At 40.7% G+C, this 24915-nt stretch carries 15 protein-coding genes; 12 read left to right on the forward strand and 3 right to left on the reverse strand.

All coding sequences use genetic code 11. The features are described 5' to 3' along the window. Positions 1-12: 12 nt before the first annotated feature. Positions 13-1476, forward strand: coding sequence for a glycoside hydrolase family 76 protein (locus tag B3H30_RS09795; protein ID WP_088162272.1), 1464 nt, complete (start codon positions 13-15; stop codon positions 1474-1476). Between the two features lie 52 nt (positions 1477-1528). Here B3H30_RS09795 and B3H30_RS09800 read toward each other — a convergent pair whose 3' ends face one another. Together B3H30_RS09800 and B3H30_RS09805 are read right to left on the reverse strand one after the other, a co-directional pair. Next, complete coding sequence (locus B3H30_RS09800) at positions 1529-2308, reverse strand: response regulator transcription factor (protein WP_115050507.1); 780 nt, start codon at positions 2306-2308, stop codon at positions 1529-1531. 2 nt (positions 2309-2310) lie between these two features. Then, positions 2311-5466, reverse strand: a complete 3156-nt coding sequence (locus B3H30_RS09805; protein WP_286834043.1) for a sensor histidine kinase — start codon at positions 5464-5466, stop codon at positions 2311-2313. 176 nt (positions 5467-5642) lie between these two features. Between B3H30_RS09805 and B3H30_RS09810 the strand changes: the two genes are divergently transcribed. From B3H30_RS09810 to B3H30_RS09850, 9 genes are all read left to right on the forward strand, one after another. Beyond that, positions 5643-6803: an aldose epimerase family protein gene (locus B3H30_RS09810; RefSeq protein ID WP_070567927.1), complete on the forward strand. Its 1161-nt coding sequence runs from the start codon at positions 5643-5645 to the stop codon at positions 6801-6803. Between the two features lie 200 nt (positions 6804-7003). Further along, entirely contained in the window at positions 7004-10165 is a 3162-nt protein-coding gene (locus tag B3H30_RS09815) for a SusC/RagA family TonB-linked outer membrane protein (protein ID WP_083296042.1), read from the forward strand. 5 nt (positions 10166-10170) lie between these two features. Further along, complete coding sequence (locus B3H30_RS09820; RefSeq protein WP_070568304.1) at positions 10171-11991, forward strand: RagB/SusD family nutrient uptake outer membrane protein; 1821 nt, start codon at positions 10171-10173, stop codon at positions 11989-11991. A gap of 10 nt (positions 11992-12001) precedes the next feature. Next, a complete protein-coding gene (locus B3H30_RS09825) occupies positions 12002-12676 on the forward strand; it encodes a DUF3823 domain-containing protein (protein WP_046675395.1) in 675 nt (224 codons plus the stop codon). A 2-nt stretch (positions 12677-12678) separates the two neighbouring features. After that, on the forward strand, positions 12679-14724 hold the full coding sequence (locus tag B3H30_RS09830; protein ID WP_070567925.1) for a beta-L-arabinofuranosidase domain-containing protein: 2046 nt from the start codon (positions 12679-12681) through the stop codon (positions 14722-14724). 38 nt (positions 14725-14762) lie between these two features. Then, positions 14763-16607, forward strand: a complete 1845-nt coding sequence (locus tag B3H30_RS09835; RefSeq protein WP_286834045.1) for a glycoside hydrolase family 2 protein — start codon at positions 14763-14765, stop codon at positions 16605-16607. Between the two features lie 90 nt (positions 16608-16697). Beyond that, positions 16698-19172 (forward strand): glutaminase family protein, encoded by a 2475-nt coding sequence (locus B3H30_RS09840; protein WP_070567922.1) that lies wholly within the window; start codon positions 16698-16700, stop codon positions 19170-19172. Between the two features lie 41 nt (positions 19173-19213). Then, on the forward strand, positions 19214-20314 hold the full coding sequence (locus B3H30_RS09845) for a family 43 glycosylhydrolase (protein ID WP_083296040.1): 1101 nt from the start codon (positions 19214-19216) through the stop codon (positions 20312-20314). A gap of 67 nt (positions 20315-20381) precedes the next feature. Continuing rightward, positions 20382-21443 carry an acyltransferase family protein gene (locus B3H30_RS09850; protein WP_070567918.1) on the forward strand — a complete coding sequence of 354 codons (1062 nt, stop codon included), beginning with the start codon at positions 20382-20384 and terminating at the stop codon, positions 21441-21443. Here B3H30_RS09850 and B3H30_RS09855 read toward each other — a convergent pair. After that, on the reverse strand, positions 21435-22379 hold the full coding sequence (locus tag B3H30_RS09855; RefSeq protein WP_070567917.1) for an alpha/beta fold hydrolase: 945 nt from the start codon (positions 22377-22379) through the stop codon (positions 21435-21437). The two genes, B3H30_RS09850 and B3H30_RS09855, sit on opposite strands and share 9 nt — an antisense overlap. 424 nt (positions 22380-22803) lie before the next feature. Here B3H30_RS09855 and B3H30_RS09860 point away from each other — a divergent pair, with 424 nt between their 5' ends. Both B3H30_RS09860 and B3H30_RS09865 read left to right on the forward strand, forming a co-directional pair. Beyond that, positions 22804-24309, forward strand: coding sequence for an ankyrin repeat domain-containing protein (locus B3H30_RS09860; protein ID WP_070568301.1), 1506 nt, complete (start codon positions 22804-22806; stop codon positions 24307-24309). Between the two features lie 118 nt (positions 24310-24427). Beyond that, positions 24428-24913, forward strand: coding sequence for a DUF2271 domain-containing protein (locus B3H30_RS09865; RefSeq protein ID WP_070567915.1), 486 nt, complete (start codon positions 24428-24430; stop codon positions 24911-24913). The last annotated feature ends 2 nt before the right edge of the window (positions 24914-24915 follow it).

Raw genomic sequence — 24915 nt, forward strand, 5'->3', positions numbered from 1 at the left:
TAAAACCACGTCATGATCAAATTCTTTTCCATCCGGCCTTTTTGGGCACTCTCTCTAATTTCTCTGTCAGTATCACCGCTCTGTGTAAAACAGGTTTGTGCGCAAGAATTGCACAGCCAAAGATCAGTACATGATCAACATAAAAACCAACAGAATCTTTTACGGGCGATCCAATTGATTGATCGGTCAATGGAAGTCTATTTTTCTGGTGAAGATTTCAAAATGCATCGTTTTTATAATCCATTTACGCAGGTTCGATCCGAAGAAAAAGCGAGTGTATGGATGTACTCTGCTTCCATAGAAGCTGTAAATGCTGTGTTGAGCGGCTTGAAAAAGCAACAAAAGGCAGGTAATACCGAGCTTTACGGAAAGTATTATTCCCGCTATGTGGATTTATTGGCTAAGCTTCATGCAAATGCAGCTTATTATTTAGGGACATTTACGCTAACATCTTTTACACAACATAAAGAATGGACGGTGTATGCTGTCGATCGCGTCCGAGAAAAAGGAAAAGCAAATGTAACGGGAGTACTGAATGTCTATGATGATCAGATGTGGCTAGTACGGGAATTATTGGAAGCTTATCATTTGACTGGGCAAGAACGCTATTTGCAAGAAGCTGAATACCTTACTGCTTATGTTCTTGATGGTTGGGACTGTACTTTGGATGAGAAAGGGAAAGAGCATGGTGGAATCCCATGGGGCCCAGGATATGTAACTAAGCATGCCTGTAGTAATGCACCGATTATTAGTCCGCTTGTTGCATTGTATGAAATCTATAAAAAGAAAGGAGATCAAATCGTTGCGCATTCCATTGATCCGAAAGATAAACTAACTCGTATTTCTAAAAAAGAGAAGAAGAGCGATTTTTATCTCCGTTATGCTAAAAGGATTTATGACTGGCAAAAGGCATATCTTCTTAATGAAAAAGGTGTTTATGCGGATATGATGGGTGATTGTTTTCCAGATTGTTCGATAGCTTATGAAACGGTCAACGGTGTACAATATCGAAAAAATACCGAGCTCAGAAAAGCGGTCGGCACGGCATTTTCCTATAACAGTGGAACGATGATTTCTGGAGCCGCCGACTTATATCGTGTTACGAAAGCAAAAAGATATTTAGAAGATGGCAAGAAACTGGCCGATGCGACTTTTACTTATTTTGGAAAGTTAGGGCAGCAGATTCCTGAGCACTATACCTATGCGACAGATGGTTTTAATAATTGGTTTAACGGCGTGTTGTTAAGAGGATATACCGCTATATTTCCCAATTATAGCAAGGCTGGACTGTATGCAAAATCTTTTCAGGATAACTTGGATTACGGCTATACCCACTTCTTGAAAGATGGATTTCTGCCGAATGACTTGCTCGGAGGCTGGGCAAATGATAAAAGTAAGAATGATTTGGAAGGAATGTTTATGTTCACTTATGCAGCACAGTATGCAACACTTGCCCAAGTTGAATCAACAAAATAGGTGCACGCTTGGACGGACACCTATTTTTATTCAGATATGATTATTTGCTGGGTTAAGATTTAGATAAAGCAGTTTGAGCGTCCTGAAATTCGGTAGGACTTTGGCCAAACTGCTTTTGGAAATTACGTGAGAAATGAGTAGCGGAACTGTAGCCCAATAAATTAGAAATTTCGTAAACTTTATATTGTTTTTGAATAAGCAGTTCTGCTGCTTTTCTGAGCCGAGTTAAATTAATCAGTTCATTGGGTGATAGGCTGGATGCCACATTGATTTTGCGATAGAGTGTAGGTCTGCTCATGCAGAGAATATCGGCCATTCTATCGACATTAAACTGGGGATCATCGAGATGTTGCATAATGATTTCTTCAATCTTCAGCAAGAACTCTTGTTCACTTTGATTTTGCCCGATCTGTTGGATTTGTGACATCGGATTTTTAATAAAAAACTCCTTGATTTTAACTCTATTCTTTAATAAACTGGCTATTTGTGCTCTTAAAAAAGCGGGCGAAAAAGGTTTTTCAATGTAAGCGTCGGCACCAAATTCTAAACCCTGAATTTTTGATTCAATACTATTTTTTGCTGTCAAAAGTATAACTGGAATATGTGCATAAGCGATATCTTCCTTAATTTTTTGACAGAGCTCAAAACCATCCATTTCTGGCATCATTACATCACTTACGATCAGATCGAAATATTCAGAGGCTAATAAATCTAGGGCTTCTCTTCCATTAGAACTCGTTGTTATCTGATAATCTTCATTGAGATCATCCGCAATAAATTCAAGCAGTTCGGTATGATCATCTACTAATAATAAATTGGATTTGGCATTCATAATTATGGGTTTGTATTGTGATTCAAAGGTAACGTCAAGCTAAATACGTTCAATTGGAGGTCGTTTGTACTATATAACAAGGTACCTTGGTGTTTTAAGGTTAGGGATCTTGTCAATGCCAAGCCTAGACCACTTCCGGGAACATTCTTATTTTGCTTTAAACGATTGAATGGTTCAAAAATTCTTTCCCTTTCTTCTGAAGGAATTAAAGCTCCGTCGTTTTTCACGGTCAATATAAAGATATTTTTCTGTTTATCCATATTCAAATTCACTTCAATATAGGATGAAGAATATTTAAGGGCATTATTCAATAAGTTGTAACAAATCTTGTCGAATGCGTCGATATCGACCTGACCTATAATATCCGGCATAATGTGTGACACAATCTGCTTTCCCTGTGCCTGGAGTGTGACCGTAAAATTGTTGATGATTTCCTGAACCGTTTGGCTTATGTTTTCTGACTCAAAGTGTAATTTGAATCCTTCCGTTTCAACCTGTCTAAAATCCAGTAATTGGTTACTAAGCGCAATCAACTTCTCCGTATTGTTCTGCATGGTCAATAATAGCTTGTCTGTTACAGGATTGTGATCTACCTTATCCATAAGCTTCTCTAAGGGGGCTTTGATCAATGTCAACGGTGTGCGTATTTCATGGGCAACATCGGTGTAAAAATTGATTTTTGAACGGTAGAGTTCTTGCTCACGTAGATTTTGTACGGTTAGAAGGTGTTGTCGATTGCGTTGCTTGATCTTTTCATTGAAATGATGAATCACAAATACAATGAGCCCCATAAGGATTAGTGCGTAGCAAACAAAAGCTGGTATACTTGCCCAAATAGGAGGAAGAATCGTGATTTTAAGACTAGCAAAGGTGGGTATTGTGTTACCATTTGGATCCTCCGCTTTTACGGTAAAAACGTAATTACCGGGAGCTAACTTGGTGAAATAAGCGCGTTGATTGCTTGTAATGTCTATCCAATTGTCGTCAAGACCATCCATTTTATAACTATAGTGAATAGAATGGGGGGCTTGGTAGTGTAATGCCGCAAAATCAAGACTGAAGGATGATTCGTCGTGTTTTAGTTTGATATTTTTTGTGAATAAGATTGATTTGGATAAAATACTTGCATCGGTATATTGATTGATCGCTCTATTGTTGATGTAAAAATTAGTGATATAAATCGGTATTTGATTCTTATAGTTAATTTGGTTTAGTTTTTCCGGATTGAAACGTATAAGGCCATTGATGGTACCGAAATAGAAGTTCCCATTGTCGTCATCAAAAGATGAATTGTAATTGAACTGAATCGTCGGTAGGCCTGACTCCAAGTTGAAGATCCGTTTTCTGCCATTGGGCAGATGATAGCGTACCAGGCCCTTGGAAGTACTCACCCAAAGGTTATTTTGTTTATCTTCTAAAAAGGCGAGTGTCACATTACTGGGCATTCCTTCTTCCAGGCCAATGTTTTCAAAGCCATCCTGATTTGATTTCTTTTTAGCCATCCCACCTTCGGTAGCTATCCAAATTTGATTTTTTGAGTCCTCAAATATACTGTTGACCCTATTGTTGGGCAAGGAATTGAGATCGTTCTGATGATGCGTATAGTGTTTAAAATAACGTGTGGTCGGATGATAACAGAATAGTCCATCACGCCACGTTCCGACCCAGATATTCCCCTTTTTATCTTCCAAAATGCTTGTATAAAACATGTATTCTGGGACATTATCAATAAGGTGGAAAGATTTTTTTTCTAGATCAAAGCGGTATAGGCCGCGTGTGGATGCAGCCATGATTTCTCCTTTTCGAGTTTTATAGAGATAAAAAAGAAAATTACTTTGGAGATCGGATGTTGATACATTGCTGTTACGATCGATGTGATAGATAACTTTTTGAAGCTTTGGCGAAAAAATGTCCAGACCATTGACGAAAGTACCAATCAGTAGTTTGTCGCCAATAGGGAGAATACCGTGAATATTGTTATTTGCCAGATTCCCCTGTTTATCGGAGAAGTTCTGGATATAACCCGATTTAGGATCCAATTTAGATAGACCTCCGTTTTCGGTGCCTATCCATATATTGTGGTTGATGTCTTTTTTGATAATCCGAACGACAGAGCCTTTTAAGCTCCCGGGGCGATCTTGTGGGAGGAATTTTTCGATTATACTATTATTCTTGTGATAATAGTTAATCCCACCAAAGTAGGTTCCCAGCCAAATACCCTCATCCTTATCTTGTAGGATATTATAAATGGCATTGTCAGATATCCCCCAAGGGTTTTCTTGTTCTTTCTGAATGTTGATGTAATTTCCGCTCGCTATTTGGTAAATGAAGAGGCCAGATTCGGTTGCAAACCAATATTCATGATCGTTTGGCTGTATAATATCTCTTACATAGAGAAATTGATGCAGCCTGTCCGGACCAAGAATTGACTTGAGGGACTTGTTTTTAAAATTGTAGCTATAAACCCCAGTTTTCGACGTGCCAATCAATAAGTCTCCATCGCGGTTTTCCATTATTTTCTCAATACTAAACCAGTCTTTAGGACCATATTTTGCTTGAAAGTCAAGCATGAGTGCGGGTTTTCCAGAAGAACCTATCTGGAAGATCTTACCTTCAGGAGTTCCAAAAAATACAGTTCCATTTTTTGTGCAGCTGATAGACGTAATATAGAGGTCCGATTTTGTAAATTGTTGAATTGCGTGACTAACCAAATCATGGCAATAGAGCATTCCATTGGATATAAACCAGATCCTTTTGCGTTGATCGGTAACAATGACGGGTACGTCCGCATTTTCAAATTGTTTGCTCAATAGTCTAAATTGCTCGTCGACGGGGTCGTAGCAATAGATTCCCTGATCTGTTCCAATCCAAATTCTTTTTCGAAAGTCCTCTTTCAAGGAGATGATATTATTACCACCCAAGCTGTTTTTCCCAGATTGGGTGGCATCAAAATGTTTGAAATTGTTACCGTCAAAGCGATTTAATCCATCCTTTGTGCCGAACCAAAGAAAACCCTGACTATCTTGCATGCTACAAATGACAGCATTGTTTGACAAACCTTCATTGATTTGATAATGATTGAAATAGTAGGGCTGCGCATATAGCAAGGAAGGGAGTAACAGGATAAATAGCAATCGTAAAGGCTTCAGGTTGATCATGATCATTTTTTGGTTATTGATACAAAATAGAGCTAAAATGAAACAATTTAATCTTAAAATTTCTAAAAAATTTAAGACTTTAGCTTATAGATTGTAATCGTTAAAATTATAAAAAATCTAGAAAAGGACGTAAGTTCTATCTAAACAAAGATTATAAACCCTTTAAAATATTACGAATGAGAGGAAAATTGACCTTGCTTGGTCTTTCTGCAATACTTGCTTTTAGTGTGTCTTGCCAGCAACCGACTGGTTCTAAAACTCCCAAAGCAGATTCTTTATCGGCCTTCATGGATACCGCGCAGTTCAGCGGAACTATTGATCAAAAACAGGCGTATCTATATGAACTGAGCAATAAAAATGGCGTACAAGCTTATTTTACCAATTTTGGTGCACGTTTAGTGGGATTATGGGTGCCTGACAATAAGGGTGAGTTATGCGATGTGGTTTTGGGTTTTTCTAAAGCGGCTGATTATAATAATCCCAAAGAACCATTTTTTGGTACTATTGTAGGGCCTTTTGGTAATCGGATCGCCAAAGGCAAATTTAAGTTGGATGATAAAACCTATACATTGGCAGTAAATAACGGTCCTAATACGCTGCATGGCGGTTTTAAAGGTGTGCATTTTGCCAATTGGACATTAAAATCGTCAGATAAATCATCCCTTACATTTGCTTACACCTTACCTGACGGACACGAGGGCTTTCCAGGAAACATCCAAATGGAGGTGACTTATACGCTGAACGATAATAATGAATTGATGATAGCTTATCGTGCTACTTCCGATAAAAAGACGGTGATCAATTTGACCAACCATGCTTACTTTAATTTAAACGGTGAAGGAAGTGGTACCATTCTGGATCATCAACTTCAATTGTTTGCCAATGAATACACACCAGTAGATAGTACACTAATACCCACAGGGCAATTAGGACCGGTAAAGGGAACAGCTTTTGATTTTACAACCTTGAAACCGATAGGAAAAGATATTAATGCCAATGACCAGCAGCTTAGTTTTGGAAAGGGCTATGACCACAATTTTGTCTTAAGTAAAGAGAAAGATGGCGACTGGTTTAAAGCGGCACATGTGATCGGTGATAAATCAGGGGTGGTCATGGATATTCTGACAACCGAACCTGGTATTCAATTTTATAGCGGCAACTTTATGAACGAACAAGTACAGTTGAAGAATGGTAAAAAAGATTCCTTTCGTACGGCTTTTTGCCTTGAACCGCAGCATTTTCCGGACGCTCCGAATCAGCCAGCTTTTCCAACAACAGTCCTAAACCCGGGGCAAGTATATCAAACGAAATCCCTGTATCGTTTTTCAGTAAAATAATACATATTTAATAATGATTGGTTTGAAAGTATACCACTGAAAAGAGGTGTACTTTCTCTGTTTAATAGACTTTAAAACGTTTTAGGTTGTATTAATTATTTGATACAAATAGGCAGTTTTTTGAGAAAAAACGAAAGCCTGTCCGATTGAATATACCTTAATTTTGGACAAATCAATTATACAAACTAATCAATCTAGGTATGTTTAAGGGTCTCAAATGTCTGCCAATTTCTGCTACTTTACTCTGCTGTGCGAGCAGTTTTATTCCTTTAGCAAAGGGAGCAGATTTATTTCCAGTTCCTGCAGAAAGCATTGCTTTGCAAAAATTAATTAAGGGTGTGGTTAAAGATAAAAGTGGCAATCCGATCGTAGGAGCGACAGTCGCTTTAAAATCCAAACCAAGCACTGCCGTTTCAACGGATGCAAAAGGTAATTTTAGTCTAATAGGTGTGAATGCTGGGGATCTACTGACTGTAAGTTCAGTTGGGTATCTCTCAAAAGAAGTGGCCGCGAGCGCGGATTTAGCTATTACATTGGACGATGAAAATTCACGTATCGGCGAAGTGGTTGTGGTCGGGTACGGTACACAAAAGAAGGAATCTGTTACTGGTGCAATCACGGCAATTTCTTCGCAGGATATTTCCAGATCTGTTGCGACTACAACCTCGGGAGCTTTGGTCGGGAAGATTGCAGGGGTCAATAGCCGGATGTCGGATGGACGCCCTGGAGCATGGACGGGGATCAGCATCCGGAATATGGGAACTCCCTTGTATGTGATCGACGGTGTTCAAAAAGATGAAGGCCAATTCAATAATTTGGACTTCAATGACATCGAATCTGTTTCGGTTTTGAAGGATGCGTCCGCAGCGATTTATGGTGTACGCGCAGCCAACGGAGTGGTGGTTGTAACGACAAAGAAAGGAAAGCGTGGCGATAACAATACCTTTAATATCAATTCCTATTACGGCTGGCAAAGTATGTTTCGTTTTCCTAAGCCTGCAGATGCAAGTACCTATGTAAAGAGCTACATTCAATCGGATGCCATTCTTGGTGTGAAGGATCCCAAGTATTCATTAAGCGATCTTGAAAAATGGCAGCAGGGGACGGAAAAAGGTTACCGCCCATTTGATTGGTACGATTATATCTTAAAAACTAGTCCGCAAACCTATGTTTCTGGAAATGTGAGCGGTGGGTCCGAAAAAATAAATTATTACTTAAGTGCTGGGCATCTCGACCAACAATCCATTATCCGTAATTATGGTGGTTTCAAACGTACTAATGTACAGATGAACATTGATGCGAGCGTATCTAAACGATTAAAAATCGGAGCCAATTTGAACGGACGGATCGAACAGCGCAAACAACCTGGGGTACCCGGTGCTGACGATACTTGGCAAGCCTTATTTGCCATTTACCGCAACTTACCTACTGCGCGGCCATTTGCCAACGACAATCCGCTCTATCCAACACAAACTGCCGCCAATACCGAGACGAATTTTGCGATGCTGAATTATGATCTATCGGGTACATATCAGGAAAAATGGCGGGTGATGCAATTAAATTTTAATGCCGAGTATAAGATTACAGATGATTTGGTTGCCAAAGGAACGGTAGGGTACTATTTGGCTAATAAGTGGATGGATAATCAGGAGTTCACTTACAAATTGTATGGCTATGATGAAAAAACGGATACCTATCCAGTTATATTTAGCATGGATAACCCTTGGCGGGAGCGGTCTATCGCTCAAATCGAAGAAATTTCAACACAATTCACTTTAAATTATAACAAACGTTTTGGAAAGCATGGTGTAAATGCTGTATTAGCCGCGGAGTCAATAAAACGAGATAACCCCGATATTTATGTCCACGACAGACCAGCATCGAATGCATTGAGTTTGATTTATTTTCAAACGATGGATACCTATAATGATACTGGAGTAAATACGCAAGCAAGAGCCGGCTTTGCAGGTCGGGTCAATTATGACTACGATCAAAAATATCTTTTAGAACTTTCATCGCGTTATGATGGATCCTGGAAGTTTGCTCCTGGAAGTCGATGGGGATTTTTTCCTTCAGCATCCGCGGGATGGCGGATCTCTTCTGAAAAGTTTTGGACAGATGGCATGCGGAAGGTACTTGATGATGTTAAGCTTCGGGGATCTTACGGGATATTGGGGGATGACAATTTGGATGATTGGAAATATTATGCTTTTGGTTACCTGAGCGGATATACCTATAATTCCAAAGGTTCGACGATTGACGGAAAATATGTTATTGGCACCCAACCCCGTGGACTTCCTGTTAAAACACTTTCCTGGATTGAGGCGCACATGTTGAATGTGGGGCTTGATTTTAGCACATTAAAGGGAAGATTGACGGGTAGCTTGGATTTCTTTCGAAGGAAAAGAAGTGGTCTACCGGCTTCCAGAAATGATGTATTGATACCAAATGAGGTTGGTTTTAGTCTGCCTTATGAAAACCTAAACTCCGATATGCATAAGGGTATCGATGGCTCAATTATGTGGCGGAGTAAGGCTGGCGATTTCAATTACTTTGTCGGTGGTAATTTTACATTTGCCCGTCAGATTGATGGTGAACAATATAAACCCCGGTTTGGGAATTCCTGGGATCAGTATCGGAACTCCATTTTTGACCGCTACGCCTATCTAAATTGGGGCTTACATGCTACTGGACAGTTTCAGTCCTGGGAAGAAATTGCCAATTACGATGTAGACAATGACCGTCAAGGTAATTCTACCTTGAGACCAGGAGATATAAAATATGAAGACATCAATGGGGATAAAGTGATCAATGAGCTGGATCAGCGGCCAATAGGATATCGGCAAGGCGGACTTCCTTATTTCAATTTTGGAATTAATCTGGGCGGACAGTTCAAGGGATTTGATCTGGCCATGGATTTGACAGGAGCAGCATTTGCATCCTATCGTCCCAATTACGAAGCGATGAACCCTTTCCACGATGGTGGAAATAATCCGCAATATTACATGGAGAATCAATGGATGCTCAGTGATATTACCAACCCGAATAGTACATTGATTCCCGGCAAGTATCCAACATTGATTCGCGGAAATCAAAACCATAGTAATTATTGGCATAGCGATTTTTGGCTCACCAATGTAAATTATATAAAACTAAGAAATCTTCAGATTGGATATACCTTGCCAGACAAGTGGATGAAAGCTCGTGGAATCCAAAAATTACGAATATATACGATGATGCAGAATCTCTTCAGTATAGATAATTTGGGTGATATGAAGATCGATCCGGAAATCACAAGTGATTCGGGTGTTCAATACCCAACAAACCGGGTTATAAATGTGGGTGTTAATTTAACTTTTTAATGAAAATGATAAAGAGGAAGGTTATTTTATGGGGTGTATGTTTAGTATGTGCATTCTCAAGCTGTAATAAGTTTTTGGACAGGGAATCACAGGCAATTTTTACCGATGATCAGATATTTTCAGATCAAAATATGGTGAAGTCAGTGTTGGCCAATTACTATGGAAGAGTCAGCTGGGGCCAGCAATTTGGCGACAACGGCTCCTTTGCGATGCTAGATGAAGCAGGATTTTCCAGTGGTTCTCCCAACAATATGCAGGAGTTTCCAAATGATTTTTGGCGGATGTATGATTATGAATTGATCCGAAATCTAAACCAATTTATTGTAGGTGTCCGACAATCAACATTAGATGACAACAATAAAAAGAGCATTGAAGGTGAGGCCCGCTTTATCCGTGCCTGGACTTATTTTAATATGATCAAGCGTTTGGGGGGAGTGCCAATGGTGGGTGATAAAGTATATGATTATACAAGTGGAATGGATCCAGCAGAATTACAGTTGTCGCGTGCAACCGAGGCTGAAAGTTATAATTATGTCATCAGTGAATGTACTGAAGCGGCTAAAATGCTCGGTACAGAGAAAACCATCAATTCGGCGAGAGCCAATAAATGGACAGCTTTGGCGTTAAAAGCCCGCGCAAGTTTATATGCTGCTTCCATAGCCAAGTATAACTATAAAACTCCAGACGTGAAGACTGCAGGAAATGAGGTGGGCATCCCTGCATCTGAAGCAATTAAATATTATCAGACAGCTTATGAAACTGCTTTGGATATTATAAATAATAGTCCTTATGCGCTGTATAATGCAAATCCGGATAAGGGCAAGAACTTTTATCTTGCCGTAACCTCAAAATCAAGCAATGAAGTAATTTGGGCAAAAGACTATGCTTATCCTGGTGAGACCCATTCTTTTACCAATAATAATATAGCCTCATCTGTCCGCGGTGATATTGATGCCAATTTCGTAACTCCAGTACTCAATTTGGTGGAAGCATTTGAATATACAAATGATCGAAAAGGGGATCTGAAAACGAAGACTGCTGCTGGTGACTATGTTTATTATACAAATCCCGAAGATCTTTTTGCCAATAAGGATGCACGCTTGTATGGTACGGTAATTTACTCCGGAGCAGATTTTGCTGGAACGAAAATAACTTATCAGGCGGGGGTTCGGTATAAAGAAAATGGTACATGGAAGACAGTAACAGGTTCGCCTGGTTCCTCAAATGATAAATTTGGCGGACTTGTTACGAGTGAGGATGGCCCTACGACTTCCAACGATATGTATGTCAATAAAACTGGATTTAATATCCGGAAGTTTATTGACGAAAATAAAGATGCCTCTACACGCGGGCGCGGTTCGGATATTTGGTTTGTCCGTTTTCGTTATGCTGAATTTCTGTTGATCGCTGCAGAGTCGGGGCTTGAACTTGGTAAACCGCAAGCTGAGTTGACTGGATATATCAATAAGATCAGGGAGCGCGCGGGAATACAAGCATTGACGACTATTTCTTTAAATGATATCATTCAGGAACGTCGCGTTGAATTTGCTTTCGAAGATCATCGTTATTGGGATTTGAAACGTTTGCGCATCGCCCATGAAATCTGGAACGGAAGTGCTGATAATTACAATGCGGTGCACTATGCCCTATTTCCGTATAAAATATATGCTCCTGGGGATCCTAACAATGGCAAGTGGGTTTTCGAGAAACAGAAATCTAGCCATACGCTCTATCCGCGAAATTTTAAATATCAGAACTATTATAATTTCATTGACCAAAATTGGATTAACAACAATCCGAAGCTAGTCCGAAATCCTTATCAATAGCATTATTCTTATGAAAACTTTTTTTTGTAAATTAATAGTCGGTTTGTGTTTACTCTTGGGTGTTTTTGCTTGTGGCAAAGATAATTATGATGCACCACAAAGCACATTAAGCGGACATGTAACCTATAATTCCAAACCTTTGGGGCTGAGAGGATCCAATCAATCGGTCTATCTTCAACTCTGGCAGGATGGTTATCAATTTCGGTCTCCTATTAATGTTTATTTAACTCAAGATGGTTCGTTTTCTACGAAACTTTTCGATGGAAAGTACAAATTGGTGACAACCAGTGGAAATGGACCATGGGTGAGCAGCGCCGATACGTTGCTAGTTGATGTGAAGGGCAATACCACAGTGGATTATCAGGTGAAACCCTACTACATGATGAGTAACATAACCTATAACACACAAGGAAATATCCTTAAAGCATCTTTTGATATCGAAACGATAGATGCTTCAAGAACGATTGATTTAGTCACCTTATTGGTCAATGATACAAAATTTGTGGATTTGGGCCAATATACATATAAGATGGAAAAAACTGGATTAAATGCCGGCCATGTCGAATTGGAACTGGATATCAAAGATATTTTGACCAAGAGCGCAGCGGTGTATGCGCGCGTAGGGTTACGGGTAAATGGGATTACCGAGGCGCTGTACGATAGTGAACCAAAGAAACTAAAATAAAAATGATTAAAAGAATTGGCTTTTTAAGCTTATTGTTGGGGTTTGGCTTAGCTACGTCGGCTCAATCAAGAATAGCAACTTCCGTAAACCAATTGCCGTTGACAGGTAAGAATACACAATACGTGAACAATAGGGCTCCACTGAGACAAAATGCCTTGCTGAAATTGCCGGTAGGCAGTATAGTGCCTGAAGGCTGGTTAGGGAAGTACCTAGCGTTGCAAAAAGATGGTCTCACAGGTCATTTGGGCGAAATTAGCGCTTGGCTATCCCCAAAAAATAATGCTTGGTTAAGTACGGATGGGAAAGGAGATTATGGCTGGGAAGAAGTCCCTTATTGGCTAAAAGGTTATGCTAATCTGGGCTACATCTTAAAAGATCCTACAATCCTAGCGGAGTCAAAGATATGGTTGGAAGCCGCACTAAAAAGCCAGCGTCCTGATGGATACTTTGGGCCATTGATGCTGCGTAACAACAAACCAGATCTTTGGGGGAATATGTTGATGTTGTGGTGCCTGCAATCTTATTATGAATATAGCGGTGACCAACGTGTCTTAACCTTGATGACCAATTATTTTAAATGGCAGGCCAATTTGCCGGATAGTTTTTTTCTTAAAGACTATTGGGAAAATAGTCGGGGTGGTGACAATCTGCTCTCGGTTTATTGGCTCTATAATAGAACACAGGGGAATGAATGGCTGATGGATTTAGCAGATAAAATCCATCGGAATACCGCCAATTGGCGCCAGAAAGATGATTTGCCGAATTGGCATAATGTTAATGTAGCGCAGTGTTTCAGAGAGCCGGCAACCTATTATCTGAAAAGCCAATCGAGTGAAGACCTGAATGCGACCTACGCTAATTTTCATTTTGTCAGGCAGGTATTTGGTCAGGTTCCAGGCGGTATGTTCGGTGCCGATGAAAATGCACGTCCAGGATATACCGATCCCCGTCAAGGGGTGGAAACCTGTGGTATGGTCGAACAGATGGCGTCCAATGAAATCCTTCTTGGGATAACAGGCGACCCATTTTGGGCAGATCATGCGGAGGAAGTCGCTTTCAATACCTATCCAGCAGCCGTAACAGCAGATTTCAAGGCCTTAAGGTATATTACAAGTCCAAATATGACCATCAGCGACAGCCATAATCATGCTCCTGGAATTGATAATAACGGGCCATTTTTAATGATGAATCCCTTCAGTTCACGCTGTTGTCAGCATAATCACAGTCAGGGCTGGCCATATTATGCTGAGCATTTGTATATGGCAACGAATGATAATGGTGTTGCGGCAGTACTATATGCCGCATCAAAGGCTGAAATCAACGTCGGAAACAAGCAGGCTATTCAGATCCGGCAAGAGTCCAATTATCCTTTTGAAGAATCGCTACGATTTGAAATAGGAACACAGGGTAAAACGGTTGATTTTCCCTTTTATCTCCGTATTCCAGCCTGGGCGAAACAAGCGAAAGTAACGGTTAATGGTAAAAGCCAAGCTGTGGAAGCTGGTGCAAAATATATTCGGATTCAACGGCAGTGGAAAGACGGCGACAAGGTCGAACTTTCCTTACCAATGACCATAGATCTGAAAACATGGACAGCCAATAAAAATTCAGTGAGTATCCAGCGTGGACCATTGACCTATGCCCTTAAAATCAAAGAGAATTATGTAAAAAAAGATAGTAAGGCTTCGGCAATAGGAGATTCCAAATGGCAGGAGACTGCAGATCCATCCAAGTGGCCATCCTATGAAATCCTTCCTGCAAGTGATTGGAATTATGGACTTGTACAAAATCAATTGCAAGCTGTTGACCACCTAAAAGTGGTCAAACGACCATGGCCTAAAGATGCATTTCCTTTCGACGCAGAAGCAGTACCTATTTCGATTCTTGTGAAAGCGAAACGTATCGATGGGTGGAAAATTGATGAAAACGGGTTAACGGGGGTATTGCCTCTGAGCCCCGTGGAAAGCAAAAGCGAGGTACAGGAAGTTGAACTAATTCCAATGGGAGCAGCACGTTTGCGAATTGCTGCTTTTCCCACGGTGAAATAATATAAATACGATATAAATAAATGACTTAACGATTTTTTATGATGAAGAAAACCTTATTTTTTGCCAGTTTGATGATGGCAGCACAATTGAACTTTGCTCAGGATTGGAAACCCGCCGGATCACATATATTAACCCCCTGGGGCGAGAAAGTAACGGCCCAAAAGCCACATCCTGAATACCCTAGGCCACAATTAATCAGAACCAATAACTGGCAGAATTTAAATGGACTATGGAAATATGCTGTCACTCCGGTAGGTACTAAAGAGATTCCTCGGAAATGGGACGGCAACATCCTTGTTCCTTTTGCTATTGAATCGGCATTGTCCGGTGTTGGTAAAGAGGTTGGAAAAGATAAAGCCTTATGGTATAACAATACCATAACATTGGACAAGTCTGTCCATAAAAATAAGGTCCTGTTGCATTTCGGTGCCGTAGATTGGCAGTGTGATGTGTATGTAAATAATCAATTGGTCGGAAGACATGAAGGTGGTTTTGATCCATTTTCGATGGATGTGACAAGCTTCCTAAAGAAAGGAGCGAAACAGGAAATAGCCATTCGGGTATGGGATCCGACTGATGATGGTCCACAACCACGGGGTAAACAGGTGAACAAGCCGAATGGAATATGGTATACACCAGTGACGGGAATTTGGCAGACCGTTTGGTTAGAAAGTGTTCCACAAGCTTATATTGTAAGTACCAAACAGACGCCGCGATTGGACGATGCTGTCTTGGCCTTTCAAGCTTCCGTAGAGGGAAGCCAAGCCGGTGACGAAATAAAGGTGCGTGCATTGGATGGCGGAAAGCTTATTAAAGAACAAATAGGACAACCCAATACATCTTTTGATCTTTCGGTACCCAATCTGGAGCCCTGGTCGCCGAGTAACCCTAAACTCTATGATCTGGAAATTCAGCTGATTCGAAAAGGAAAAATCGTAGACCAGGCGAAAAGCTACTTCGCCATGCGGAAGATAGCCATGCAGAAAGATGAAAACGGCGTTCAACGTTTAATGTTAAACAATAAGTTTACTTTCCAATATGGTCCATTGGATCAAGGCTGGTGGCCGGATGGTCTACATACCGCGCCAACGGATGAAGCGCTGAAGTTTGATGTCGTCAAAACAAAGGAAATGGGATTCAATATGATCCGTAAGCATATCAAGGTAGAACCGGCACGTTGGTATCGGTACTGTGATAGTATAGGTATGCTTGTCTGGCAAGATATGCCTAGCGGCGATCTTGGTGGAAATCATTGGGATATGCAACCGGGAAAGATTTCAGGTGGCAATCGGGATAAAGTACGTTCACAGGAATCTGAGAATTACTACCGGAAAGAGTGGAAAGCCATTATGGAGGTGTTGCACAACTATCCAAGTATTGTCATCTGGGTGCCTTTCAATGAGGCTTGGGGGCAATTCAAAACGAAGGAAATTACGGAATGGACCGTGGCTAATGACCCGTCAAGACTCGTAAATAGCGCCAGTGGTGGTAACTTTATGGAAACTGGACATATCTTGGATATCCATAATTATCCGGATGCAGCCATGCCTGATCCAAATTTGTTTGGTGCTAAACAAGTGCTTGCATTGGGTGAATTCGGTGGTCTGGGATTACCGATAGACGGACATTCTTGGCAACAGAAAGACAACTGGGGATACCAAAGTTTCAAGAATAAAACGGAATTATTGGAGCGTTACAAACGTCTTATCCATGATTTGACACGTCTAATTCCGATGGGATTGTCGGCCGCTGTTTATACACAGACAACAGATGTGGAAGTAGAAACAAATGGTTTGATGACTTATGATCGTAAAGTTGTAAAAATGCCTGAAGCAGAATTGAAGGCTGCACATCAGGCGCTTTATAATGCACCTACCAAATAATTGATAGCGATATGGCCGCAACACGGGTTGCGGCCTAAATTTATCGCTGAAAATATACCGGTCAACCTAAACCTATTTTATACGAAATCAATGAAATTAAAATTACTAATTGCAACGGCTATTGTATGTCAATCGGTATCGTCGTTTGCACAAAAACAAGTCCTTAAGAATGATCTTCGCGCGCCTGCCTATCCTTTAGTAACAATTGACCCGAATACAAGTGCCTGGTCCTATAGCAACGAATTGAATGCAGATGTTGTACGCCATTGGACCGGAAAATCCTTTCCCTTATTGGGCGTCCTTAAAGTGGATGGAAAACCCTATCGCTTCCTGGGCAAAGAAGAGGCTGAACTCTTGCCTTTGGCCCGGATGGGCGAACATGCGGCTTGGACGGGAAGTTACGTTGTCAGCGAACCTGCCTCAGACTGGATGAAACCTTCATTTGATGCACGGCAATGGAAAATGGGGGCAGCGCCATTCGGTACCAAGGACAAAGAACCCAATGTGGAGACTGATTGGCAGGAACCTAAAATTTGGGTTAGAAGGGAAGTTGAACTGACTGAGGATCTTACGGGCAAATCCGTATATATCGAATTTACACATGACGATGACGCTATTTTGTACGTCAACGGTATTGAGGTTGCTAATACAGGCAATTCGACAGGTAAAAATAGTCGGGTCAAGCTGCCCGAACATGTCGTAAAAACATTGAAGAAAGGAAAAAATATACTCGCGGGTTATTGCTATAATAGGGTAGCGAATGGATATTTTGATTTTGGACTCTTTACAGAAAAAGAAGGTAGTATTCAATTCGACAATGAAGCGAATCAGATCACTTCCAATGTGCAGGCAACACAAACACATTATTCGTTTAACTGCGGGCCCGTGGACTTAAATATTACATTTACTGCGCCGATGTTTTTGGATAAATTGGACTTAATGGCTAGACCCGTAAATTATCTTTCCTATACAGTCCATGCGAAGGATGGCAAGAAACACCAGGTACAACTTTATTTGGAGGCGGCACCAAATTGGGCACTGAATTCTCCTCTTCAAGATGCGACAAGCAGTTCCTTTATTTCCGGAAATCTCCAATTTGTAAAGACAGGAAGCAAAAGCCAGCAGGTTCTAGGAAAGAAAGGTGACGACCTACGGATAGATTGGGGGTATTTCTATATGGCAGGTGCAAAATCAAAGACAAAGTCAGCGGTCGGAAGTAGCCATCAATTACGCTCTAATTTTCTGAAGAGTGAAAATAGCTCTTCTCCAAATGGAGGGCAACAATTGGCACTGATGCAAACTTTTGATGTCTCATCAAGCTACCAGGATAAGATCTTGTTGGGCTATGATGACCTGTACTCGATCCAATATTTTGGACAAAATTTACGACCTTATTGGAATACCAATGGAAATAGTTCCATTGAGAAACAATTTGAACTGGCCGACAAAGAGTATACTGTTCTCAAAAAGGCTGCTGATAAATTTGATGCCGAATTATGGGGTACAGCTTTGCGCAACGGCGGTGAGGACTATGCTGCATTATGTGCCTTGGCCTATAGACAGGCAATCGCCGCTCATAAACTTGTAAAAGCACCCAATGGCGATCTGCTTTTACTGTCCAAGGAAAATGATAGCAATGGGTCAATAGGAACTGTTGATGTAACCTATCCTTCGGCTCCGATTTTCCTTTACTATAATCCAGAACTGGCAAAAGCACTAATGAACGCCATTTTTTATTATAGTGAAAGCAATAAGTGGACAAAACCTTTTGCTGCGCATGATGTTGGGACCTATCCTTTAGCGAATGGCCAAACTTACGGTGGAGATATGCCTGTCGAAGAATCGGGAAATATGCTGCTATTAACTTATGCTTTAGCGAAGGTGGAAGGCAATGCCGCTTATGCCAAAAAACATTGGAAAGTGTTGTCTACCTGGGTAGATTATCTAGTCGATAAAGGTCTTGACCCCGAAAATCAGTTGTGTACAGATGATTTTGCAGGCCATTTTGCGCATAATGCCAATTTATCCATTAAAGCTATTTTGGGTATTGCATCTTACGGTTATCTGGCCCAAATGCTTGGTGAAGAGGCTACGGCGAAAAAGTATTTGACCGAAGCAAAAGCAATGGCGGTAAAATGGAAAAAGATGGCCGAAGATGGGGATCACTACAAGTTAACTTTTGATAAAACCGGAACCTGGAGCCAAAAGTATAATATGGTCTGGGATAAATTGCTTAAGATGGATATTTTTGACCCTTCTATCCGTGAAACTGAAATTAAATACTATCTCAGCAAACAAAATAAATACGGACTTCCCCTGGACAATCGTCAGCCTTACACCAAAACGGATTGGATTATTTGGACGGCGACCATGGCAGATGATAAGCCTACCTTTGAGGCATTTTTGAAGCCAGTCTACCGTTTTATGAACGAAACAACCGATCGCGTTCCCATGTCGGATTGGACCTATACAGACCGTCCTGAAAGAGCTGGATTTAAAGCAAGATCCGTTGTCGGGGGCTATTTTATCAAAATGTTGGAAGAGAAATTGGGAAAAGCAAAATAGCTTTCCCATGATATAGAAAATAATATAAATAGAATAATAAGATGTTGAATGCAATGTTGTTCAGATATTGGATTGGCGGAGTTGCCGTACTGAACCTGTTGAGCTCCTGTGGAAGCGCTACAGGTTCAGTGAAGCCGTCGGGACAAATAACAAATGCTACGGCTCAGCATAAAACCTATAGCAATCCGGTTTTTGAGCCCATACTTGCTGATCCTACAGTCGTTAGAGACCCACAGCGCAAAATGTTCTATGCGTACGGGACAGCCGACAATTGGGGCGACGGAAAGGGGCAACGTTTGGTGTCTATTCTACAATCGGCTGATCTTGCTCATTGGACTTGGATTGGTACGGCCTTCAGCTCAAAACCAGGTTGGAAAGTTGAAGGCGGAATCTGGGCACCCGATGTGGTGCAGTTAAATGGTAAGTATCTCTTATATTATGCCTATTCCACATGGGGTGATCCCAATCCCGGCATCGGTGTAGCCCTAGCAGCTAGACCGGAAGGCCCCTTTATCGATCAAGGTAAACTTTTTGATAGCAAGGAGATCGATGTGCCTAATTCAATAGATCCTTATTTTTTTACTGAAAATGGGCAGAACTATCTATTCTGGGGCAGTTTTAGCGATGCGAGCACGCAGGGTACATATGGTGTTGAACTGGATAAAAATGGGACAGTGGTACTCGATTTAAATAAAAAATTTAAAGTTGCCGCAGGAGATTTTGAAGCCGTTGTGATTCATAAACGGAAAGGGTACTATTACTTTGTCGGGTCCAAAGGCTCCTGTTGTGAAGGAGAAAAAAGCAGTTATCATGTTCTTGTGGGGCGCTCTCGCCATCTGAAAGGACCCTATGTGGATCAAGAAGGCCGCAACCTTACACAGCGGGGGAGTGGAACACTGTTGTTAAAAGGAAATGATCAATTTGTGGGGACGGGCCATACTTCGCGCATTATTACAGACGACAAGGGAAAAGATTGGATACTCTATCATGGTATCGATCCAAAACAGCCTCGTGTTGCTACGGGGGGAAATCGCCGGATGCTATTGTTGGATCAGATCGTCTGGGATAAGGACTGGCCAAAAATTGAAGGGACAACCAGCAGTGTTGCGCCACAACCAGCACCAACGTTTAATTTTAAATAGCATTTGCAATAGCTAGCAGCGGATCTTCGATCTTCGTCGGTCTTAATTTTCGCTGCCGATAAAAAATATGGTACATCAAACGAAGAAACATTTTGAACTTCTTGACGCCATGCGTGGGGTAGCCGCAATCGCAGTCGTCCTGTTTCACTTTATGGAAATTGCACAACCGGATTATCGCAATAGTTTTATTCCACATAGCTATTTAGCCGTTGATTTTTTCTTTTGTTTATCGGGTTTTGTCATTGCCTATGCCTACGATCAGAAGCTGGCCACAATCGGTCTAAAACGATTCTTTCTCTTGCGTTTGCTGCGATTGCACCCATTGGTTATCATCGGTACGTTGATTGGTTTATTCGCATTTATTTACGATCCATTCAGCAGTTTGGCTGGCTCATTTTCTGTTTTGCAAAAGATGGGGATGTTTATTAGTGGGATAACGTTGATTCCATACCCGGTTGTACCAGAACGCTATTTTAATCTTTTTCATTTAAACCCACCTACATGGTCGCTATTTTGGGAGTATATCGCCAATATAGCCTATGCTTTGGTACTGGTACGGATTCCAAAAAAGTTTCTTTGGGGGATAGTGCTCCTTGGTGCAGCAGCGCTATGTGCCGAATCATTTCGTTCGGGCTATTTAGCTGTCGGTTTTGGAGCAGACAACTTTTGGGCTGGTGGAATTCGTTTATGGTTTTCATTTTCAATGGGACTACTTATTTTTAGATCGAACTGGACCATTTCCAACAAGCTTCCTTTTTTCGGTGTTCTAGGTCTACTTGCCGCCGTATTTTTTATTCCATTTTCTGAAGCTTATGGTAAATACATTGATCCTATTGTCGTTATCTTCTATTTTCCTTTATTACTCTTACTGGGGATAGGAGGGCAGCCTGTGTTTGGAGGGGTCAAGAAGTTATGCAAGTTTTTAGGTGATATCTCCTATCCGCTCTATATCATTCATTATCCATTTATCTGGATTTTTATGAGCTATGTAGAACTTAATCACCCATCGAATAAGCAAATGGCTGTGATTATTGTTATTGGAATGCTGTTGTTGATTTTTTTATCTTTATTAGTCTTTAACTATTTAGATGAGCCTATTCGGAAATATTACAGTCGGAAATTAAAGTAAATGGCGATGAAGCCAGCTACTGATGAACTGGAATACCTCCATTTTGCAGTCTTCATTAAGAATTTCATGCCGCATGCCTGCATATAATTTAAGGGTTATATCGGTCTGTCCCTGTGCCCTTAACTGTGCCGCACTTTTTTCAACGCCTATTCCAAAATCTCCAATTGGATCATCCTGTCCGCTGATAAATACAATTGGTAGGTTTTTTGGGATATTCTTGGTAGCCTCGATAGCTGTCGCTTGCAAAGAAAGGTCTAATACGGTATGAAACCCATTGTTGGTAAACAATCCCCCACAAAGTGGATCTTCCAAAAATGAAATACGGTTTGTCTTGCTTACGCTTAACCAATTGCTGTTATTTTGGTTAGGCTCGTTCTTAAATCGAGCATTATTACGTCTGTCAAAAATGCGATTGATCAATTTACTTCTTCCTTTAGGGGCAATACTATTGAGAAGAGTGAGTAAAAGGCGAAAGGCCATGGATCCTTTTTGACGTTGGCCTGTCCCCACGATAATGGCCCCCTTAAATTGCCAGCCAATTTTTTGCAAAACACAGCGTGTGACAAAGGATCCCATGGAATGCCCTAAAATAAATTGAGGCAGTTGCGGATAGGTTTCACGTAAGAAGTTACTCATTGTAATGGCGTCATCAATAAGTTGTTCTTTAGCCCCATGCTTTTTAAAATAACCCAATTGATCGACCTGTAGCGCCGTTTTTCCATGGCCTAATTGATCGTAGCTTAAAACCGCAAAATTCTTTGTAGTCAGATAACTGGCCAATTCTTCGTACCGACCACTATGTTCCTGCATGCCATGAACCAAGAGTAATGTTGCCACTATTTGATTATCGTCGGGTACATACAGACGATAGAAAATTTTATGCTCAGGTTCAGTCGTTGCGCTGATTGTATAAAAATTGGAAACTACCTTGCTCATTATACCACTTTATTTTAAGTAAAGTAAGATAATTTTAGTGCATTTGCAAGTTTAACAATCTTCTTTCAGATGTTGTTCGGATGAAGCCGAAAGCCTTTCAGGGCAATTGATCAATAAAAATTAGCACGATTAATTTTTGTGGTTTGGGAATATTTTTTAGATTTGCATTAATTTAGAATTAATTTAAATAAAGTAGTTGATCTATTTTAAACATGGGCTTGGCTGTATGCAGAAATTGTTGCAAACATCGAATTCGGAAAGCATCCATGTTCTAAAAATATACGCGTTTACACATATTCTGATGAAACCAACACGATATATTCCGACCCGTGTTATCGAATAATTAAAGCTCAATTTGCAGAATAATTGAGTAGGGAATGAATAGGTTATGTTGCTCCATCACCTTCAAAAGACAAATAAAAGAATGAAAAAGACACTTTTGGCAGCTTTATTATTCGCTGCATCTTATGCACAGGCGCAGACAAACTCGTTGATGAACGGCGAGTTCTGGAAGGGCAAACCTACATTGACCGTTGTTAAAGCAGAAATCAGCAAAGGAAATAGCCCTTCTCAGCCGAATGCGGCATCCTTTGATCCGGTCACTATGGCTATATTAAATGGTGCTCCGACTGATGTCGTCAAATTCATGATCGAACAAGAAGGGAATAGTGTAACCAAGAAGACACATCACAGCCGTAGTTATTTACACTGGGCAGCGTCAAGTGGAAATGCTGAATTGGTCGATTTTTTAATAGCGAAGGGATCTGATGTCAATTACCAAGATAGCCATGGTTACCCAATTGTCGCTTATGCAGCTTCAACAGGAAATACAAATACTGCTGTGTATGATGCCTTGTTTAAAGCAGGTGTGAATCCCAAACAGAAATATGAAGGTGGTGCAACTTTGATGATGCTTGCAGCGTCTGCAGACAAGGACCTGGCATTGACGGATTATTTCATAAAAAAAGGATTATCTATTCAAGATAAAGATGAGTCGGGCCGTACGGTAACGGATTATGCTGCTAAACTTGGAAATACCGCGCTTATGGAGAAATTCATCGCCCGTGGTGTAAAGCCAACCAACAATGCGTTGTTTTTTGCGACTCAAGGTTCTAGACAAGCTTCTAACGGTTTGGCGGTTTATACCTATTTGGTTGAAAAGTTCAAATTGGATCCTAAGGCGGTAAATAAGGAAGGTGCTACGGTACTGCATGCTTTGGTTCGTAGGCCAGATATGGATGTGATCAATTATTTTTTGGATAAAGGTGTAGATGTCGCAAAAGCTGACAACGAAGGAAATACGGCACTTATGGTGGCTGCTAGTGGTAAAGATGCTAAATTGGTCGAGTTGCTGCTTACTAAAGCGAAAAATGTGAATGCTGTAAATGAAAAAGGAGAATCTGCATTGACTAAAGCAATAGCAAATGGAACTCCTGAAGTAGCTGCGGCATTGGTTAAAAATGGAGCCGATACCAAGGTATTGGATAAGGAGGGCAATAACTTAGCGTTCTATTGGTTTAATTCTTACAAGGAATTGCCACAGGGGGGAAGACCAGGTGGTCAGGGAAATGTGTCACAAGGGGATGAGTTTAAAGAAAAATTAGCGATCCTTAAGACGAACGGATTGGACGTTAATGCTCCGCAAAAAAATGGTAGTACATTGTATCATTTGGCAGTAGCCAAAGAGAATGTGAAGCTTATCCAGAAAGCTAGCGAACTTGGAGTAGACATTAACGCACAAGATAAAGAAGGAACGACGGCACTACATAAGGCAGCTCTCCTAGCTAAAGACGATTCCATATTAAAAACATTGGTTTCGCTTGGTGCAAAAAAGGAATTGAAAACAGAATTCGATGAAACAGCTTATGACCTGGCGAAAGAGAACGATTTCTTAGCTAAGTCCAATGTGCAGCTTGACTTTTTGAAATAAGACAACATCGTATTTCAGTGGTATTTCTAATCATATCGATGAAAGATCCCGATAAATAATAGAAATATTGGTAACGTTGAACGGACTACGGATACCTTAAAATTAGATACAATTGAAGATGAATAACATATTTAAAACAACGATAGCCACTCTTTTATTTTCAATGGCAGCCCTAAGCTCTTTCGCACAGGCAGCTAAATATAAGTGCATGATCCAAATGAATGCCTACGAAGGTGAGAAAGCCTACGTCGTGATTTCACTGATTAATCCTAGTGGAGCTTACGAAAAAACACTCGCCGTATTGGGATCTGATAAGCAATGGTATAATACGATCAAGGAATGGTACAAGTTTCAAAATAAGACCAAAGAGAAGCTAAATGCGGTGACGGGTGCGTCAGTTGGTGGCGGTGACCGTGCCATGCGTACATTGGATATTGACGAATCGAAGTTCAACAAAGGGTATAAACTCCGTTTTGAATCTGCTGTAGAGGAACAAAAATATCATACTGCCGATGTTGAAATCCCTTTAACAAAAGAAGCCATTACCGAAAAAGCGAACGGCAAGGGATACATCAAACTTGTCAAGTTAAATAAAATACAATAAAA

This window comes from Sphingobacterium sp. UBA7038 (assembly GCF_002494055.1).
GTDB lineage: Bacteria > Bacteroidota > Bacteroidia > Sphingobacteriales > Sphingobacteriaceae > Sphingobacterium > Sphingobacterium multivorum.